General features: G+C 73.5%; 17 protein-coding genes and 1 pseudogene. 8 read left to right on the forward strand and 10 right to left on the reverse strand.

Annotation, left to right across the window (positions count from 1 at the left end; all coding sequences use genetic code 11):
* The first annotated feature begins 22 nt into the window (after positions 1-22).
* Entirely contained in the window at positions 23-1,711 is a 1,689-nt protein-coding gene (locus KPF47_RS32270) for a glycoside hydrolase family 16 protein (RefSeq protein WP_224392535.1), read from the forward strand.
* Between the two features lie 149 nt (positions 1,712-1,860).
* Positions 1,861-2,769, forward strand: coding sequence for a family 16 glycosylhydrolase (locus tag KPF47_RS32275; protein WP_224392536.1), 909 nt, complete (start codon positions 1,861-1,863; stop codon positions 2,767-2,769).
* Positions 2,770-2,929: 160 nt separating this feature from the next.
* Here the strand turns inward: KPF47_RS32275 and KPF47_RS32280 are convergent, their stop codons facing one another.
* Positions 2,930-4,363 (reverse strand): NCS2 family permease, encoded by a 1,434-nt coding sequence (locus tag KPF47_RS32280; protein ID WP_224392537.1) that lies wholly within the window; start codon positions 4,361-4,363, stop codon positions 2,930-2,932.
* Positions 4,364-4,428: 65 nt separating this feature from the next.
* Here KPF47_RS32280 and KPF47_RS32285 point away from each other — a divergent pair, with 65 nt between their 5' ends.
* Both KPF47_RS32285 and KPF47_RS32290 read left to right on the forward strand, forming a co-directional pair.
* Entirely contained in the window at positions 4,429-4,737 is a 309-nt protein-coding gene (locus KPF47_RS32285; RefSeq protein WP_224392538.1) for a DUF2530 domain-containing protein, read from the forward strand.
* A gap of 17 nt (positions 4,738-4,754) precedes the next feature.
* Entirely contained in the window at positions 4,755-5,492 is a 738-nt protein-coding gene (locus tag KPF47_RS32290) for an SDR family NAD(P)-dependent oxidoreductase (protein ID WP_224392539.1), read from the forward strand.
* Here the strand turns inward: KPF47_RS32290 and KPF47_RS32295 are convergent.
* The 3 genes from KPF47_RS32295 to KPF47_RS32305 form a co-directional block, all read right to left on the reverse strand.
* A complete protein-coding gene (locus tag KPF47_RS32295) occupies positions 5,489-5,668 on the reverse strand; it encodes a hypothetical protein (protein ID WP_224392540.1) in 180 nt (59 codons plus the stop codon). The two genes, KPF47_RS32290 and KPF47_RS32295, sit on opposite strands and share 4 nt — an antisense overlap.
* Positions 5,669-5,684: 16 nt before the next feature.
* On the reverse strand, positions 5,685-6,902 hold the full coding sequence (locus KPF47_RS32300; RefSeq protein WP_224392541.1) for an Ig-like domain-containing protein: 1,218 nt from the start codon (positions 6,900-6,902) through the stop codon (positions 5,685-5,687).
* Between the two features lie 118 nt (positions 6,903-7,020).
* Entirely contained in the window at positions 7,021-8,070 is a 1,050-nt protein-coding gene (locus KPF47_RS32305) for a UDP-N-acetylmuramate dehydrogenase (protein ID WP_224392542.1), read from the reverse strand.
* Between the two features lie 23 nt (positions 8,071-8,093).
* Here KPF47_RS32305 and KPF47_RS32310 point away from each other — a divergent pair, with 23 nt between their 5' ends.
* The 3 genes from KPF47_RS32310 (at position 8,094) to KPF47_RS32320 (ending at position 10,669) form a co-directional block, all read left to right on the forward strand.
* Complete coding sequence (locus tag KPF47_RS32310) at positions 8,094-8,591, forward strand: DUF2505 domain-containing protein (protein ID WP_224392543.1); 498 nt, start codon at positions 8,094-8,096, stop codon at positions 8,589-8,591.
* A complete protein-coding gene (gene purU, locus KPF47_RS32315) occupies positions 8,591-9,463 on the forward strand; it encodes a formyltetrahydrofolate deformylase (protein ID WP_224392544.1) in 873 nt (290 codons plus the stop codon). Before KPF47_RS32310 ends, purU begins: the two co-directional genes overlap by 1 nt.
* Before the next feature lie 288 nt (positions 9,464-9,751).
* Positions 9,752-10,669 carry a DUF559 domain-containing protein gene (locus tag KPF47_RS32320; protein WP_224392545.1) on the forward strand — a complete coding sequence of 306 codons (918 nt, stop codon included), beginning with the start codon at positions 9,752-9,754 and terminating at the stop codon, positions 10,667-10,669.
* Between the two features lie 176 nt (positions 10,670-10,845).
* Here KPF47_RS32320 and lon read toward each other — a convergent pair whose 3' ends face one another.
* The 6 genes from lon to KPF47_RS32350 form a co-directional block, all read right to left on the reverse strand.
* Positions 10,846-13,176 (reverse strand): endopeptidase La, encoded by a 2,331-nt coding sequence (lon, locus tag KPF47_RS32325; RefSeq protein ID WP_224392546.1) that lies wholly within the window; start codon positions 13,174-13,176, stop codon positions 10,846-10,848.
* A gap of 242 nt (positions 13,177-13,418) precedes the next feature.
* Positions 13,419-13,730: a DUF2516 family protein gene (locus tag KPF47_RS32330; RefSeq protein ID WP_374108928.1), complete on the reverse strand. Its 312-nt coding sequence runs from the start codon at positions 13,728-13,730 to the stop codon at positions 13,419-13,421.
* A 147-nt stretch (positions 13,731-13,877) separates the two neighbouring features.
* Positions 13,878-14,606 (reverse strand): hypothetical protein, encoded by a 729-nt coding sequence (locus tag KPF47_RS32335; RefSeq protein WP_224392547.1) that lies wholly within the window; start codon positions 14,604-14,606, stop codon positions 13,878-13,880.
* A 5-nt stretch (positions 14,607-14,611) separates the two neighbouring features.
* On the reverse strand, positions 14,612-15,076 hold the full coding sequence (locus tag KPF47_RS32340) for a helix-turn-helix domain-containing protein (RefSeq protein ID WP_224392548.1): 465 nt from the start codon (positions 15,074-15,076) through the stop codon (positions 14,612-14,614).
* Positions 15,077-15,235: 159 nt separating this feature from the next.
* Positions 15,236-16,579 carry a DUF445 domain-containing protein gene (locus KPF47_RS32345; RefSeq protein WP_374108929.1) on the reverse strand — a complete coding sequence of 448 codons (1,344 nt, stop codon included), beginning with the start codon at positions 16,577-16,579 and terminating at the stop codon, positions 15,236-15,238.
* Positions 16,580-16,862: 283 nt separating this feature from the next.
* Positions 16,863-17,390 (reverse strand): bifunctional DNA primase/polymerase, encoded by a 528-nt coding sequence (locus KPF47_RS32350; RefSeq protein WP_224392549.1) that lies wholly within the window; start codon positions 17,388-17,390, stop codon positions 16,863-16,865.
* Between the two features lie 317 nt (positions 17,391-17,707).
* Here KPF47_RS32350 and KPF47_RS41165 point away from each other — a divergent pair.
* Positions 17,708-18,226: pseudogene (locus tag KPF47_RS41165) on the forward strand (tryptophan-rich sensory protein); the annotation flags it as partial.
* Between the last annotated feature and the right edge of the window lie 317 nt (positions 18,227-18,543).

Raw genomic sequence — 18,543 nt, forward strand, 5'->3', positions numbered from 1 at the left:
TGACCGAACCCTGGAGTGGGCGATGACCGCCGACGAGCTCGAGCAGCTGCTGAAGTCCCTGCTGGCCAAGGGGGTCACCGTCGTCCTGCTGGCGCTGGGGCCCAGCGGGGAGCTGCTGGGCGTGGAACCCGGCAGCCCCGCGACGCCGTCGGTGAGCACCGGTCAGGACGCCGCGGGGGCGCCGCGGCCGGACCTGGAGCTGGGGGCCGGTGGGGAGGTGTGCGCCGGGTCGGGCGGCTCCTCCGGCGCAGGCCCGGGCTCCGACGGCTCGGGATCCGGCAGCTCGGGTTCCGACGACCCGGGATCCGGCAGCCCGGACTCCGGCAGCTCGGACTCCGGCGACCCGGGCTCCGGCAGCTCAGGATCCGGCAGCTCAGGATCCGACGACCCGGGCTCCGGCAGCTCGGGATCCGACGACTCGGGCTCCGGAGGTTCGGACGGTGCCGACGGTGACGGGGCCGGCAGCGGCTCGTCCGACAGTTCCGGGTCCGACAGCTCCGAGTCCGGCAGCGAGGGGTCCGGCAGCGAGGGGTCCGGTGGCGACTGGTCCGGTGGCTCCGGGAACGACGGGGCAGGGAACGACGGGTCCGGTGACGGGAACGGTTCCGGGGGACCGGGTGGCTCCGGGAGCGACGACGGGTCCGGACGCGGCGACGACGGGGCCGGAGACAGCGATGTCGGAACCGACTCCTCCGGCGGCACCGGGACACCGGACACCCGGTCGTCCGGGAGCGGCACCACCTCCGGCGCGCCCGACGGATCCGGGTCCACCGCCTACGGCACCAGCGACGACGCCGCGGCGGGCCTCCTCGGCGGCACCGGCACCGGCACCGGCGGCGGCCGGACGTCCCCTGCGCCGTGCCCCACCGGCTCGGGCGACACGGGCTCGGGCGACACCGGCTCGGGCGACAGCGGCTCGGGCGACACCCTGGACCCCGCTCCCGGTACCGGGAGCGCCCCGGAGGCGGGCGGTGCCACGACCGCCGAGGGCACCACCGCGGCGGCGACGCTGGGGTGGGGGCAACCGGTCCGCGCCGACGAGTTCGACAACGGCACCGACGGCTGGAGCATCTACGACGGCGCCGGGCACGCGGGCAACGGCCGTCGCACCCCGGACGCGGCGAGCGTCGCGGACGGGGTCCTGACCATCACCGGCGACAGCGAGGGCAACACCGCGGGCATGGCCTGGAAGGAGGGCTCCCAGCAGTACGGCCGGTGGGAGGGCCGGGTGCGGGCGCCGGTCGGGGACCCGTCGTACAACGCCCTGCTCCTGCTCTGGCCCACCGCCGAGAACTGGCCCGAGGGCGGCGAGCTCGACTTCATGGAGATGATGGATCCGCAGCGGCAGAAGACCAACGCCTTCTTCCACTACGGCGCGGACAACTCCCAGGTCGAGGGCTCGGTCGAGATCGACGCGACGCAGTGGCACAACTGGGCGCTGGAGTGGACACCGGACCGGATCACCGCCTACGTCGACGGCGAGAAGTGGTTCGAGACCACCGAGCAGAAGGTCCAGCCGCCCGGGCCGATGCACCTGTGCATCCAGCTCGACTGGTTCCCCAAGGGTGGCTCGGGAGCGGACACGCAGATGCAGGTCGACTGGGTCCGTCAGTACACCCTCGACGGGGGCACGGCCGCCGGGACGACCGACGGCGGGACGACCGACGGCGGGACGACCGACGGCGGGACGGCCCCGGGCTCGTCCGGCTGATCGGGCCCCACCCGAGCGTGATCACCGGTTGAGGAGAGCGGAGACGTGCAGGCGCCCCCGGCGCGGTGCGCGGCCCGGGCCTCAGCAACCCCACAGCCGCACCCTCCTAGGCTTCCGGCGACCCGGCGTCGACGGTGGAGGAGCGCGTCGTGCAGAACGCGAGCGAGCTGGAGCCCGACCACGACCCCGAGGCCCCGTCCCGTCGCCGCTGGCCCGCGGTCGTCGGCATCGTGGCCGGCCTGGCCGTGCTGGCCGGTGTCGTCACCGTCGCCACGGACCCGTCGCTGCTCACCGGCTCGCCCACACCGACGCCCGCACCGTCGGCACCGGCGCCGGGCGGGATGCACGACCAGGAGCGGCCCACCGACGTCGGCGAGCTCGACCCCGCGTCCCGCTCGGACACCGAGGCGGCCGTGCGTCACGGCTGGCGTCTCACCGACCACGACGAGTTCGACGGCGCCGCGCTCGACCGCACCCGCTGGAGCCCCTACACCGGGGAGACCACCGGCGGGAACGGCAGGCACCGTGCCGAGAACATCTCGCTCCGCAACGGCGAGCTGGTGCTGACCAGCCGTGGTCGCACCTCGGCCGGGCTGGCCTGGCGGGGCGGACAGCAGTACGGCCGCTGGGAGATCCGGGCGAAGACCAACCCCGGCGTCGGCTACGGCGACGTGGCGCTGCTCTGGCCGGACGCCGAGGACTGGCCCGAGGGCGGCGAGCTCAACTTCATGGAGATCCCCAAGCCGCTGCGGGACGAGACGCACACGATCGTCCACTACGGCGAGGACAACAGCCAGGTCGGCAGGACCATCCGCGGTGACTTCACGCAGTGGCACACCTACGCCGTCGAGTGGCTGCCCGACCGGGTCGTGTTCTACATCGACGGCGACGAGGTCTTCCGGACCACCGACCCCGAGCAGATCCCGCCCCGGTCGATGCACCTGGCGATGCAGCAGGACATCGGGCCCTACGGCGACGACTGGATCCCGGCGCCGGACGCGACCTCACCGGAGACGCTGGACTTCCAGGTCGACTGGGTCCGCATCTACGCACCCTGACCGCTCGGCGGCGGGCCGGGTGTGACCGGGGAAAGAAGGAGGCCCCGGACCCTGTGGGGGTCCGGGGCCTTCTCCTGTCCCGAACTGACGCGCCGCTCCCACCACGAAGCGACGAGATTGAGGTTCGCCTAACCTTCGTCGCGCACGCAAGGGCGGGTTCTCAGCCGAGCAGCTCCCGCAACGGTCCCACGCCGAAGTACCCCACGAACAGCACCGCCACCACCCACATCAGCGGGTGCACCTGCCTCGCCCGGCCGGTGGCCGCGGCGAGCGCGACGTAGCTGACGAACCCGGCGCCGATGCCGTTGGCGATCGAGTAGGTGAACGGCATGACGGTGATCGTCAGGAACACCGGGATCGCGGTGCGCAGGTCGTCGAGCGAGACCGAGGTGATCTGGCGGAACATCAGCGCGCCGACCACGACCAGCGCCGGGGCGGCGGCCTCCACCGGGACGATCGAGTACAACGGCGTGAAGAACATCGCCAGCAGGAACAGGACACCGGTCAGCACGTTGGCCAGGCCCGTCCGAGCGCCCTCCGCGATGCCCGCCGCGGACTCGACGAAGATCGTGTTCGACGACGCCGACCCCACACCACCGGCGACCGCGCCCGCGCCCTCGACGACCAGGGCCTTCCCGACGTCCGGGAGCTTGTCGTCGGAGTCGGTGAGCCCCGCCTGGCGGCCGAGCCCGGTGAGCGTGCCCATGGCGTCGAAGAAGTTCGCCAGGACCAGGGTGAAGATCAGCAGGACGACGGTGATGATGTCGAGCCGGGTGAACGCGCCGAGCGAGACCTGCCCGACCAGCGACAGGTCCGGCAGGCCCACGATCTGTGCGGGGATCGCGGGCACCGCGAGCGACCAGCCCCCGGGGTTCGTCGGGCTGCCGGGGCCGACCCGGACGATCGCCTCGACGACGATCGCGATGATCGTGTTCGCCACGACGCCGATCAGGATGCCCGCCCGGACACCGCGGGCGACGAGCACTCCGACGATGATCAGCCCGACGACGAACACGAACGTCGGCCACGAGGCGATGGAGCCGCCGGTGCCCAGCCCGACCGGGACGGTGGTGTTGGCCGCGTCGGGCAGCCGGCGCACGAAGCCGGAGTCGACCAGGCCGATCAGCGCGATGAACGCGCCGATCCCGACCGCGATCGCGGTCTTGAGCTCGGTGGGTACGGCATTGAACACCGCCGTCCGGAAGCCGGTCAGGGCCAGGATCACGATGATCACGCCGTTGATGACGACCAGGCCCATCGCCTCGGGCCAGCTCATCAGCGGCGCGATGGTCACGGCCAGCAGGGTGTTGATCCCCAGGCCGGTGGCGATCGCGAACGGGTAGTTCGCGACGACGCCGAACAGGATCGTCATCACGCCCGCGACCAGGGCGGTCACCGCGGCGACCTGCGCGACCGGGAGGATCCCGCCCAGCGCATCGGCCTTGGCCGACGGGTCACCCGGGGTGATGCTGCCCAGGATCAGCGGGTTCAGGACGATGATGTAGGCCATCGCCATGAAGGTGACGAGACCCCCGCGCAGCTCGCGGGAGACGGTGGAGCCGCGCTCGGTGACGCGGAACAGGCGCTCGATCACGGCGACACCCTAGACGTGGTGCAACGGTGCGGGTTCCGTCCGTGCACCGTTTAGGCTACGGCCCCGTGACGGCCCACGACAGCGAGCGCGCGAGCGACCCACCGCCCCCGCCGCCGTTGCCGGCGCGCTTCTACGAGTCGCCGCCGGTGATCCTCGGCGGGATGGCGCTGTGGGCGATCGGCGCGGGCGTCGCCGCCGCGTTCGCCATGGTCACCGGCTCCGGCCTCGGTCCCGCCGACGGTGCGGGGGCCTGGTTCTGGACCTGCATCGCCGGTGTCGGGGTGGGCCTGTTCGGCGCCGCGGTGTTCTCGGCGCAGCGGGCCGCGGCCCGCCGCGGCGACCGGTCGGCGCAACGCGGCGTCGAGCCGAGGTAGGTCATAGGCTCGGCGGCATGACCGCGAACGACCGTCCGACCGCCGTCGTCACCGGCGCCTCCTCCGGGATCGGCGCCGCCACCGCCCGCGCACTCGCTGCCGCGGGCTTCCACGTGGTGCTGGGGGCCCGCCGGGTGGAGCGCTGCGAGGAGATCGCGAAGGAGATCGACGGCACCGCGCTCCCCCTCGACGTCACCGACCGGGAGTCCGTCCGCGCCTTCGCCGACGCCGTGCCCGAGGCGAGGCTGCTGGTCAACAACGCCGGGGGCGCGAAGGGCCTGGAGCCCGTCGCGGACGCCGACGAGGAGGACTGGCGCTGGATGTGGGAGACCAACGTCGCCGGCACCCTGCGCCTGACCCAGGCCTTCCTGCCCAAGCTGCGGGCCTCCGGTGACGGCCACATCGTCACCGTGACCTCGATCGCCGCGCTGGACTTCTACGACAACGGCGCCGGTTACACCGGAGCGAAGCACGCCCAGGCGATGCTGCACCGCACCCTGCGCGGGGAACTGCTCGGCGAGCCGATCCGGATCACCGAGATCTGCCCCGGCATGGTGGAGACCGAGTTCTCCGAGGTACGTCTCGGCGACGCCGAGAAGGCGGCGAAGGTCTACGAGGGCCTCACCCCGCTGACCGCGGACGACGTGGCCGACACCATCGTCTTCGCCGCGACCCGGCCGTCGCACGTCAACCTGGACCAGATCGTGCTCAAGCCGCGTGACCAGGCGTCGGGCACCCGGCGGCACCGCCGCTAGAGGGTCTCCTCCGACCGGCGGTTCTCGTCGGCGTCGTCACCGGGGCGCTCGCCCCGGGCGGCGCCGGCGACCCGCTCCTCGGACTCGCGCAGGATCTGCTCGGCACCGGGTTCGGTGCCCTCCTCCTCCGGCAGCGGGGTGGAACGGGTGGCGGCGCGGTCGTCGGGAACGCTCATGGCGGGCGGGTACCCGCTAGGCCAGCGCCGACAACCCCTTCCACCTCTCCCAGGACAGCGTCCAGTCCCACAGGTCGCCGTCGCGGGCGGAGAGCTGCACGGGGGTGCCGGTGACCTCGACCGGGTCGCCGTAGAGGACGGTGTCGTAGTAGGCCTTGGCGTTCTCGACCGACAGGTTCACGCAGCCGTGGGTGACGTTCGCGGCGCCCTGCGCCGCGGCCGACACGGGGTTGGCGTGGATGAACTCGCCGTTGTTGCTCATCCGCACGGCCCACTTCTCGACGACGTCGTAGCCGTACTGCTGCGAGACCATCCGCTTGTCGGTGAACTTCTCGGTGACGACGTGGATGCCCGAGCGGGTGTTGCGGTTCGGGTCGTCGGCCAGGCCGTAGGACGCCGGGTAGTCCGCGATCTGCCTGCCGTCGCGGATCACGATCATCCGGAACAAGCGGGCGTCGGCCTTCACGATCTGAGCGCGGCCGATCGTGAACGAGGTGGTCAGGTCCTCGGCGCCGTAGCTGCCGCCGCCGTAGTCGACGCCCTTGAGCGGCGCGTCCACGGTGACCTTCGTGCCCGACGGCCAGTAGGCCTTCGGCCGCCAGTGCACGCGGGAGCCGCCGTTCTCGTCGGGCAGCCAGCCCCACGCGCCCTCGACCTGCTTCGAGGTCGTGACCTCGAGGACCTTCTCGATCGCCGCCCTGTCCTCGACGTGCCGGTCGAACTGGATCTCGATCGGCGCGGCGATGCCGACGGTGCGGTCGTCGCCGATGTTCAGGGTGCCGCGCACGGTGTGGGCGGGCTCCAGCGTCGCGACGGTGCCCTGCACCGGGGTCGCCGTGCCGTCCGGGCCGACGGCGCGACCGTGCCAGGTGTAGGTGGTGGCGAAGTCCAGGTCACCGCTGCTGGTCCAGGTCGTGTGGTCCGGGGACAGCGCGCCGGCGACGGCGTCGCCGTCCGGGCCGGTCAGCGACACCCCGTCCAGTGTGCCGCCCGCCGTGCGGACCGACACCGGCTGCGCCGGGTTCGCCGTCGCCGCCGAGGCGGTGTCGGTGCCCGTTCCGCCTGCGCCGCGCACGGGCGGCTGGTAGCTCACCTGCGGGCCGGCCGGGGGTGGCGCGGCCTGCGGGCCCGCCGGGTCCTGCGGCGACGCCGCGAGCGCGACCGCACCCACCACGCCCAGGGCGGCGACCAGCGCCACCACGACGATCAGTACCCGTCGCAACCCGTCCCCCACGCACTCGATCCTTGCGTTGCGCATCGACGGTACGCCGGGTGCGCGGCTGCGTGATCGCCAGGACGACGCGGTCCCCCGTGCGGGGCAACGGGAACCGGACGCTCGCGTACAGAGGGTGTCAGACGGCGCAGTTCACCAGCACCGGCTCGGGATGCAGGGTGACCCCGAACCGGTCGGCCACCCCGTTGCGGACCTCGCGCGCCAGTGCCAGCAGGTCCTCGGTCGCGCCGCCCCCGCGGTGGGTCAGGGCGAGGACGTGCCGGGTGGACAGCGCCACCCGCCCGCCGGGCCCGGCGTGCCCGCGGGCGAAACCGGCGTGCTGGATCAGGCCGGCGGCGCTGAGCTTGACCCGGCCCTCCCCCGCGGGCCACGCGGCGAGGCCCTCGACCTGCGGGGCCCGGTCCGCAGCCAGGATCGGGTTGGTGAAGAACGACCCGGCCGACCAGGTGTCGTGGTCGGCGGCGTCGAGGACCATGCCCTTGCCGCGGCGCAGCCCGAGCACCGCCTCACGGACGGCGGCCGGGTCGGTCCGCGTCTCCGGCTCGACACCGAGGGTGCGGGCCAGCTCCGCGTAGCGGACCGGGGCGGACCGGCCGTCGGCACGCAGGGCGAAGCGGACCCGCAGGACGATCGCGTCGTCGCGGCCCTTCAGGACGCTCGTCCGGTACGCCAGCCCCAGCTCCGCCGCGGGCACGTGCTCGCGCACGGTGCCGGTGCGCCGGTCGTGGAGGTCCACGTCGACGAGCAGGTCGGCGACCTCGACGCCGTAGGCCCCGACGTTCTGCACCGGGGTCGCCCCGGTCCGACCCGGGATCCCGGACAGGCACTCCAGCCCGCCGAGGCCGTCGGCGACGGTGCCGGCCACCAGCTCGTCCCAGTCGACACCGGCCTCGGCGGTGACCAGGACGTGGTCGCCGTCGCGCTCGTGGCGCACGCCCTGCCCGGCGACCAGCACGGCGGTGCCGTCGAACCCCGCGTCGGCGACGACGAGGTTCGAGCCCCCGCCCACCAGCAGCACGGGCTCGCCCGCCCGGTCGGCCGCGGTGACGGCGTCGACGACCTCGTCCGCGCCCTCGGCGCGCACGATCCGGGAGGCCGGGCCGCCGAGCCGCAGCGTGGTGTGCGCACTGAGCATCGGGTCGACCGTTGTCGGAGCGGGGGAACTCACGCCGGCAACGGTAGCCTTCGCCCATGCCGCGCTCGATCGACTACCGCGCAACGTCCGCGCACCCGGCCTCGAAGGTCTACGCGGCGATGGTCGACCGCGACCTGCTCGAGGAGCAGCTGCGCCACATCGGCGGACCGGGCGCCGGGGTGACCGAGTACGAGGCAGGCGCGGACGGCGTCCGCTACACCCTGCGGCACGGGATCCCGGGCGAGCACCTGCCCTCGATCGTCACGTCGTTCGTGCCCGGCGGGGACCTGCAGATCGACCGCAGCGAGCAGTGGCGCGCCGGGACTGAGGGCGTCTACGACGGCACCGGGTCCGTGCAGGTCGTCGGCACCCCGGCCACCGCGCGGTCGGTGATGCGGATCGCCGACGTCGAGGGCGGCAGCGAGGTCCGGATCCGGGCCGAGGTCACGGTGAAGGTCCCGCTGGTGGGTGGCAGGATCGAGCAGGCGGTGGCCGGTCAGATCGAGCAGCTGCTCGCCGCCGAGACCCAGTTCACCCTCTCCCGGATCTCCTGATGTCCCACTACGTGATCACCCTGTCCTGCCCGGACCGCACCGGCATCGTCGCGCGCATCTCGACCTTCCTCGCCGAGCTGGGTGCCTCGATCACCGAGGCCGCCTACCACGCCGACGTCGAGGCCGGGGTGTTCTGCACCCGCCAGGTCGTCGACGCCGGCTCGGTCCCCTTCGACGTCGACGAGCTCCGCGCCCGGTTCGCCCCGGTCGCGGCGGAGCTGGGCGGCGAGCACCGCATCTCCGACACCGGCGTCCGCAAGCGCGCGGTGCTCCTGGTCACCCGCGACCAGCACTGCCTGCACGACATCCTCGGACGGGTGTGGGCCGACGAGCTGCCGGTGGAGATCACCCGGGTGATCGGCAACCACACGGCCCTGGAGCCGGTCGTCGCCGCGCACGGCCTGCCGTTCCACCACGTGCCCTTCCCCGCCGCCGGCGACCCGGCCCGCGAGCAGGGCAAGGTCACCGCGTTCGAGGAGATCCGCAAGCTGGTCGACGCCGACGCCCCGGACGCGATCGTGCTCGCCCGCTTCATGCAGGTCCTGCCCGCGCACCTCTGCGAGGCCTGGGCCGGGCGGGCGATCAACATCCACCACAGCTTCCTGCCGTCCTTCGCCGGCGCCCGGCCCTACCACCAGGCGCACCGGCGCGGGGTGAAGCTGATCGGCGCGACCTGCCACTACGCGACCGCGGACCTCGACGCGGGCCCGATCATCGAGCAGGACGTCGCCCGGGTCGACCACGGCGACACCGCAGCCGACATGGTGCGCCGGGGCCGCGACATCGAACGCCTGGTGCTGGCCCGGGGGCTGCGGTGGCACCTGGAGGACCGGGTCCTGATCCAGGGCAACCGGACCGTCGTCTTCCGCTGAGCCCGCAGCCCCGCCACCCGGCCCGACCGGGTCCGTGCGGCGGGGAGGACGTGCCGGTCCGCACGGGTCGTGCAGCCGAGACGTGCCGATCCGCACGGGCCGGGCAGCGGGCGACCCACGGTGGTCCGCCGGGCCGCGCGCCGGAACGTCGCCGAGATGCGGCTCAGCGGGAATTGTGGATCTCCGTGGCCCGCTGAGCTGCATCTCGGCGTACGTCCTCGTTCGCGATGGCGATGGCGTCCAGCCGATCCGGTCCGTCGGCCAGGGCGGCCGGCGCACGATCAGCGCGTGACGATCCCCGGATGGCCCGAGGTGTTCCGCGGGACCGCGGCCGTGGCGGCGGGTCTCGTCACGCCCGACCTTCTACGAGGGCCCCGCTACCGCCGGCTGCTCCCGGACACCTACGCGCAGGCCGGCCTGCGCCCCGACCTACGGCTCCGCTCGCTCGCGGCGCACCGCTGGGCCGGATCGGACGCCGTGCTCAGCGGATACTCGGCCGCCGAGCTGCTCGGCGCGTCGTGCGCACCGTGGGCCGCACCGGCCGAGGTGACCGTCGGTGCGGCGCACCCCGGAGCCCGCTCCTGTGACGGTGTGCTCGTCCGCCGCGACGTCCTGCACCCCGACGAGGTGACCGAGGTCCGCGGCGTCCGGGTCACCACGCGTGTCCGCACCGCGTTCGACCTCGCGCGGCGTCTGTCCCCGACCGAGGGTGTCGTCGCCGTCGACGCACTGTCCCGCGGGTCGTTCGCCCCGGACGTACTGCTGAACCTCGCGGCTCGGCACGCCCACGCCCGGGGTGTCCGACGGGTGGTCGACGCGCTGGTGTGGGCCGACCCCCGCGCCGGCTCCCCGCCGGAGACCCGGCTACGACTGGTCCTCGTCCGGGGTGGCCTCCCCCGGCCCGTGCCCCAGCACCCGGTCCTCGACGACGCCCGGCGCACGGCGCTGTGGCTGGACCTGGCCTACCCGGACCACCACCTCGGCGTCGAGTACGACGGCGGCGGTCACTTCGCGACGCCCGAGGCGGCCCGTGCCGATGCCCAACGGCACACCCGCCTCGTCGCGGCGGGGTGGCGGGTGCTGCGCTACACCGCACTGGACCTGCACCGACGGCCCGACGAGATCGTCGCCGAGGTGGGCCGGGCCATCGACCGCACTCGCCGAGATGCAGCTCAGCGGGCCGTGGAGATCGACAAATCCCGCTGAGCTGCATTTCGGCGAGCTCCCCCCGGGGGACAGCTGCGCGAGGACCGGTGCTCACGACGCACGGTGCGGGGCGTACCGGCCGGGACGAGCGCGGGGCGCGCACACGACGGCGCCCGCCCCGCGTGCTGCGGGACGGGCGCCGGAGCGTGCGGCTCAGGCCGCGGATCGGACGGAGGTCAGGCCGCGGGCTGCTCGGCCGTCGCCGGCTCGAGGGCGATCTCCAGCACCTCGGCGACGTCGGCGACCGGGTGCACCCGCAGCTCGGCGCGCACCGACTCCGGGACGTCGTCCAGGTCGGGCTCGTTGCGCTTCGGGATGATCACGTCGGTCAGCCCGGCCCGGTGCGCGGCGAGCAGCTTCTGCTTCACCCCGCCGATGGGCAGGACCTTGCCCTGCAGCGTCACCTCACCGGTCATGCCCACGCTCGACCGGACCGGACGCCCGGAGGCGAGCGAGGCCAGCGCCGTGGTCATCGTGACACCGGCGGACGGGCCGTCCTTCGGGACCGCGCCGGCGGGCACGTGGACGTGCAGCTTGCGCGACGCCAGGTCACCGGCCATCCCCTTGGACCGCAGGTAGGACAGGGCGATCGAGACGGACTCGGTCATCACCTCGCCCAGCTGCCCGGTGATCTGCAGGCCCGGCTCGCCCTCCATCGCGGTGGCCTCGATGAACAGCACGTCCCCACCGGCGCCGGTCACCGCCAGCCCGGTCGCGACGCCCGGGACCGAGGTCCGCTCGGCCGACTCCGGGGTGAACCGCGGCCGGCCGAGGTAGGTGACGAGCGCGTCGGCGTCGACGTGCACCGGGCGCGCCGTGCCGGATGCGTCCAGCTCCACCGCCACCTTGCGCAGCACCTTCGCCAGACCCCGCTCCAGCTGGCGCACGCCGGCCTCGCGGGTGTACTCGGCGGCGATCATCGACAGCGCGACGTCGGTGAACTCGACGTCGCCGTCATCGAGACCGGCCTTGGCGATCTGGCGCGGCAGCAGGTGGTCACGGGCGATCGCGACCTTCTCCGGCTCGGTGTAGCCGTCGAGGGACACGACCTCCATCCGGTCGGCCAGCGGACCGGGGATCGCCGAGCCGTCGTTCGCGGTGGCGAGGAACAGCACGTTCGACAGGTCGAGGTCGATCTCCAGGTAGTGGTCGCGGAACGTGTGGTTCTGCGCCGGGTCGAGCACCTCCAGCAGCGCCGCCGTCGGGTCCCCGCGGAAGTCGCTGCCGACCTTGTCGATCTCGTCGAGCAGCACGACCGGGTTCATCGAGCCCGCCTCGCGGATCGCGCGGACGATGCGGCCGGGCAGCGCACCGACGTAGGTGCGCCGGTGGCCACGGATCTCGGCCTCGTCCCGCACGCCACCGAGCGCGACGCGGACGAAGTTGCGGCCCAGTGCGCGGGCGACCGACTCCCCCAGCGACGTCTTGCCGACACCGGGCGGACCGACCAGCGACAGCACCGCGCCGGAGCCGCGGCCACCGACGGTGTCGAGGCCCTTGCGCTCCCGCCGGGCCCGCACGGCCAGGAACTCGACCAGGCGCTCCTTGACGTCGTCGAGCCCGGCGTGGTCGGCGTCCAGGACACGACGGGCCTCCACCAGGTCCGCGGAGTCCTCGGTCGTGGTGCTCCACGGGATGTCCAGCACGGTGTCGAGCCAGGTCCGGATCCAACCGGACTCGGGGCTCTGGTCCGAGGAACGCTCCAGCTTGCCGACCTCGGTCAGCGCGGCCTTGCGGACGTGCTCGGGCAGGTCGGCGGCCTCCACCCGGGCGCGGTAGTCGTCGGAGCCCTCCGGGTCGTCCTCGCCGAGCTCCTTGCGGATCGCGGCGAGCTGCTGACGCAGCAGGAACTCGCGCTGCTGCTTCTCCATGCCCTCGCGGACGTCGTTCGAGATCTTCTCGGTGACCTCCTGCTCGGCCACGTGCTCCTTGGTCCACTCCAGGAGCTTCTCCAGCCGGGCGGTCAGGTCGGTCTCGGCGAGCAGCTCGGCCTTGTGCGCGACGTCGAGCCAGGACGCCCAGCCGGCCAGGTCGGCGAGCGCGCCGGGGTCGGTGGTCTGCTGCACCGAGTCGATGACCTGCCAGGCCCCGCGCTCCTGCAGGATGCCGACCACCAGGGCCTTGTACTCGCGGGCGAGCTCGTGGGTGCGCCCGGTGGGCTCACCGGCCGGGACGGGCTCGGCCTCCACCCACAGCGCGGCGCCGGGGCCGGACACGCCCGACCCGATGCGGGCACGCCGCTCCCCGCGCACGACGGCGGCCTGGTCGCCGTTGGGGAGCCTGCCGATCTGCTCCAGCACGGCGACGACGCCGATGGCGCCGTAGCGGCCGTCGATCCGCGGGACGACGAGGACCCGTCTCCCGTCGTCGTTGTCGCGTTCGCCGGTGGTCGCCGCGTCGACCGCGGCACGGGTGTCGGTGGCGTCGAGGCGGAGGGGGATCACCATGCCGGGCAGGACCACGGCGTCGTCGAGGGGCAGGACCGGGAGCGTCAGCACGTCACTCATGCCCCGCACAACCACGCGGAGGGCCCTCCGCTTCCCGGGGTTGAGTCGTGTCCGCTCAGGGCGAACGCGGGGCCGCCCGCTCGGCGCGGGCCGCAGCGCGGCCGGAACCCCCGGGCGGGCGCCTCGTCAACACGGCCCCCGCCGAGCGGGTGGCTCGTCGACGGTGCGCGCCGCGCGGGTGACTCGTCGACACCGCCCGTCGCGCGCGCGGCTCGGGCGATACAGGCCACCGCGCGCGTGACTCACCAGCGCGGTCCGCCGCCCTGCACCTCCATCACCGCGGGCTTGACGTCGACCAGGTAGACCAGCGTCGCGACGGTGGCGGCCAGCCAGAACATCGCGCCGCCGAACATCGGGCCGCTCGTGATGATCAACAGCAGCAGCGCGACGCCGGTGATGCCCAGCCAGGCGTTCTTCGTCAGCTTGCCCGCGGCGGTGAAGGCGTCCGCGCGTTGCATCAGAGCGTGCGCGAACGAGAACCCGCCGACCACCACCATGATCCACTTGATCACGAAGATGATCAGCTCATCGGGGGCACCCGGCAGAGACAGCACGCGGCCAGAGTACGGACAACCCGGGCGACGGTCACGTCCGACGCCGGATCCGGGCGGACGAGCCGTCCCGCACGCGACGGCGCCCCGGCCGATCGTGGATCGGCCGGGGCGCAGGTCGTGCTCACCGGGCCCGGGGCCCGGCGGGCGTCACTTCTTCGCGGACGCGCTCGAGGTGCCACGGCGGGTGGTCGGCTTGCGGGCCGGGACCTTCGCACCGGTGGCGGTCTTCGGGTCGGTCTTGGCGGCGGTACGGCGCGCGGTCGACCGGGTGGTGGAGGCGACCTCGTCGCCGGCCTCCTCGATGGCCTCGGCGGCCTCCTTGGAGACCTCGGTGACGACCTCGGCGGCCTCACCGGCGACGGTCTGGGCACGGCGGGCGACCTTCTCACCGACCGAGCGGGTCTGCGTGGTGACCGCGCCCAGGGTCTTGACGGCGGCGTCGTGGGTCTCGTCCACGAACTCGTCGACCCGGGTGTCGAACTTCTCGGTCAGGCCCTCGACGGTGGCGATGGCCTGCTTGACCTGCGGCTGCTTGCGGATGCGACCCCAGGCCTTCTCACCACGCTGGGCGAAGCCGACGTAGACGCCCTCGACCTCGGAGCGGAACTCCTCGACCTGCTTGCGGATGTTGTCCGAGGACAGCTTGCCGCGGAGCTCCTTGAGCTCGTCGGGGAGTTCCTGGACGCGGGTCTGCACCTCCTCGGCGCGCTTGGTGGCAGTGGAGCGGGCGTCGGTGACGGCCTTGCTCACGGTGGTGACGGCGTAGTCGCCGGCGCCGAGCACGGCGAGCAGCGGGGTGCGGACGACCTCGGCCTGCTCGGCGGTCTGCTCGCGGAGCTTCTGGACGTCGGCGCTGGTGGGGAGGTTCACGGCCATGGTGATCACTTCCTCGTATCGGTGGGGGTGTCGGTGGTGCCGGCAGAGAGGCCGTTCTCCCTGCGAAAGGACTCGTAGACATCGAGCAGCACACGTTTCTGCCGCTCGTTGAGAGTCGGATCGGTGAGCACCGCGTCGGTCACCTGACCGGCGGGCCGCTCCTCGAGGATCCCGGCGCGGACGTACAGCGCCTCGGCGGAGATCCGCAGCCCCTTGGCGATCTGCTGCAGGATCTCGGCGGACGGCTTGCGCAGCCCGCGCTCGACCTGGCTCAGATACGGGTTGCTGACGCCCGCGGTGCGGGCCAGCTGCCGCATGGAGACCTGGGCGGCCTCGCGCTGGGCGCGGATGTAGGATCCGATGTCCTCCACCGCGTGCCCCACGGTCTGACCGACGCTCTCGACGGCCTGCGCGACGCGCTCGACGGGCTCGACGGACTCCCGCTCGCCGTGCCTGCGCTCGGTGACCATCCGTCTCACTTCCGCCTCGATCCGTTCCTCACTGACGGAACCGACCGTACGCGGCACTGCTAGCTACTGCAAGCACAGTGCTAGCGCTGGTCACGTGGCGTGCGCCACTCCGGTGACAGCCCGGTGACGGTGCGATGTCCTCCGCCGACACCCGGCCGATCACCCGATGACGAGCTCCCCCACCGCATGGATGACCAGTCCGGCGAGTGCCCCCACCACGGTGCCGTTGATCCGGATCCACTGCAGGTCGCGGCCCACCTGGAGCTCGATCTTGCGCGAGGTCTCCTCCGCGTCCCAGCGGGCGACGGTCTCGGTGATCAGCGTCGTGATCTGGTGCCGGTAGTGCCGCACGACGTACGACGCGGCGTCGGCGAGCCAGCCGTCGAGCTTGGCGCGCAGCTCGGCGTCGCGTCCCAGCTTCCGCCCGAAGGCCATGAGGCCGTCGCGCACGCGCAGGCGCAGCTCGTTCGACGGGTCGTCGGCGGCGTCGAGGACCATGGACTTCACGACGGTCCAGGCGCGACCGATGAAGTGCTGCACCTCCGGGTGCTCCACGACCTGCCGCTTGACCTGCTCGGCACGCTCCATCGTCGTCTCGTCGTGCTGCAGGTCACGGGCGAACTCGGCGAGGTAGCGATCCACGGCGTGCCGCAACGGGTGCTCGGGGTCGGTCTTGACCGCCCAGGCGTAACCCCGGATCTCGGCGAACAGCTTGTCGGCGACGAGGTCGTCGACGAAGCGCGGGGTCCAGGACGGCGCACGGTCGTGCACGACCCGCAGGACCATCTCCTGGTTGTCGGCCACCCAGTCGTAGGCCCGGTCGCAGACGAGGTCGACCAGCCTGCGGTGGGCACCGTCGGCCAGGACACCCTCGAGCGCCTTGCCCATCGGCGGCCCGACCGGGATCTCCATCAGCTTGCGCACCGCGACGGTCTCGATGACGTTCTGCACGTCCTCGTCGCGCAGCACGGTCACGACGGCGCGCGCGGCCGTGACCAGCTCGGTGGTGATCCGGTCGGCGTTCTCCCGCTCGGCGATCCAGCGACCGACCGACTCGCTGACCCGGATCCGGTCGAGCTTGTCACGGACGACGGACTCGGACAGGAAGTTCTCCCCGACGAAGTCGCCGAGGCTGTCGCCGATCATGTCCTTCTTGCGCGGGATGATCGCGGTGTGCGGGATCGGGATCCGCAACGGGTGCCGGAACAACGCGGTGACGGCGAACCAGTCGGCGAGCGCGCCGACCATGCCCGCCTCGGCGGCCGCGCGGACGTAGTCCGTGCCCGGGACACCGCGGACGACCTCGAAGTACTTGGCGACGAAGAACACGACCGTCGCACCGAGGAGGAACCCGGTGGCGACGCCCTTCATCCGCCGCAGGTCGCGGCGCTTCTGCTCGTCACCGGGTCCGAAACCGCCGAGGGGGACGCTGGGGACGGTTCCGACGCTGCGGTCCCGGTCCGGGACGGGGGTCGGGCGCTCCGGCGCGCGGGAGGTCTGCACACACCCATAGTGCCCGGGGACGGCGCCGTCGGGCGCCGGGGGCGCACGGGGCACGGCCACGGCCGGGTCCGGGGATGTCCTGCCGGACCCGGCCGTGGCCGGCGGAGCGGCTGCGCGGCGAGGGAGAAGTGCCCCCTCGGGCGCCGCTTCCGGTGCGCACCACCCGGCCGGTCCCGGCGTCCCGCGGAATGGCCTGCGGAGACGACAACGGGACGGACCCGGGCGGGTGGTACGCGGTCGCGCGGGCCGGACCCTGGAGTCCCGTCCGGGCCGCGCGGGTGGGTCAGCGCCGCAGGGCGCCCGGGATGCCGGGCCGCTCGGCCCGGACCTCCTGCTCGTCGGGAAGCGCCTGCTCCCCGTCACGCCGGCGCACCGCGTCGCAGATCGCCTCGACGACGAGCGCGGCCTCGGGCACCCGGTAGCCGACCCGCGCCGGGGCCACGCGCCACTGCACCCAGCCCTCGGGGCGCTCGGTCGGCGGGGCGACGACGCCGATGCCGTCGGTGTGCAGCACGACGTCGGCGTGCAGGCTCAGCTCGGCCGGGAGCGCGTGCCGCGGGCTCATCGGGAACCACCAGGTGCCCTCGGGCGTCGCGGCGACCGGCACGACCTCGCCTGCCTCGCGCAGCGTCCGGCAGACCCGGCGGCCGATGACCGCCGGGACCTCGACCACGTCGAGCACGTCGCCCGTCGCGAGCATGACCTCCGCGCCCGGCCCCGGCACGAGCGGCCAACCGTGGTCGGCGTACTCGCGAGCGGCCGCTCGCAGCTCCGCGCCGTAGACGGCTCGGTAGCTGTCCCACCAGGACATGGAGGTCACTTCCTTCCCCTTGTGCGACAACCCCTGTGATGCCGCTATCCCTGTGAAGTACAACACCGGACACGCGCTCCGGGCACGACTTCGCGAGGGGTACGCGGCGAGGGCGCGCAGCGGCGAGACGAGCGGAGGACGTCGACCGCACGACGTCGCGACCGCCGGTGAACGGCAGGTGACCGGGCGCGCCGGGCCGACGACCGGTGGCGGGCCCGGCGCCGGCCCGGAGGGCGCCGGTCGTCGCACCGCTCGACATGCCTTCTGCATCAACTGTCTTTATCATCGAGATGATTACGACGAGCGGAAGGACCGAGATGGCGTCGACGACGGCGGGGGCGGGCCGCACGGTGGGCCCGGCCACCGGGGCGGACACGGCACGGACGTGGGCGGTACTCGCCGCGGCGGTACTGCAGGCGGTGGCGGGCTCGCTCGGCGGGAGCGGGACGTTCGGGGAGTCGCAGCGGGTGCTCAGCGACCGCTACCCCTCACTGGTCACCCCGGCGACGGTGGCGTTCTCGGTGTGGGGGCTGATCTACCTGGCCCTGCTGGTGTACGCGGTGTACCAGTCGCTGCCGGGACAGCGGTCGCGCCCGGTGCACCGGGCGACCGGCTGGCTGTTCGTGACGACGGCGGTGTTCAACGCCGGCTGGATCGTCGTGTTCTCCCGGGAGCTCCTGGGGACGGCGCAGCTGCTGATCGTGGCGCTGCTCGTGACCCTGGCCCTGGTGCTGCGCCGGCTCGCCGCGTTCCCGGCCGACGGGGCGGCCGACCGGGCCCTGCTGCACGGGCCGCTTGCCTTCTACGCGGGCTGGGTGTCGCTGGCGACCGTGGCCGGGTTCTCGGTGACGCTGACCTACTGGGGCGCCCCGCTCGGCCCGGTGACGGCCGCGGCGCTGCTGGCCGTCGGCGCGCTGGCAGCCGGCGTCGCGGCCCGACGGACGACGGCGGCGCTGCCCTACGCCGCGACGGCCGTCTGGGCACTGGTGTGGGTCGCGGTGGAGTCGGGGCGGGACGGGACGCCGCCGGTGACCGTGGTCGCTCGTCGCGGTGGTCGTCGCGGCGGTGCTGCGCGCGCGGGAGGGGCTGCGCCCGGCGTTCGGCTGACCCCGGGAACGACGACGGCGCCGGTCCCCGAGGGGAGCCGCGCCGT

The organism is Pseudonocardia sp. ICBG1293, assembly GCF_020131355.1.
In the GTDB taxonomy this organism is placed as follows: Bacteria; Actinomycetota; Actinomycetes; order Mycobacteriales; family Pseudonocardiaceae; genus Pseudonocardia.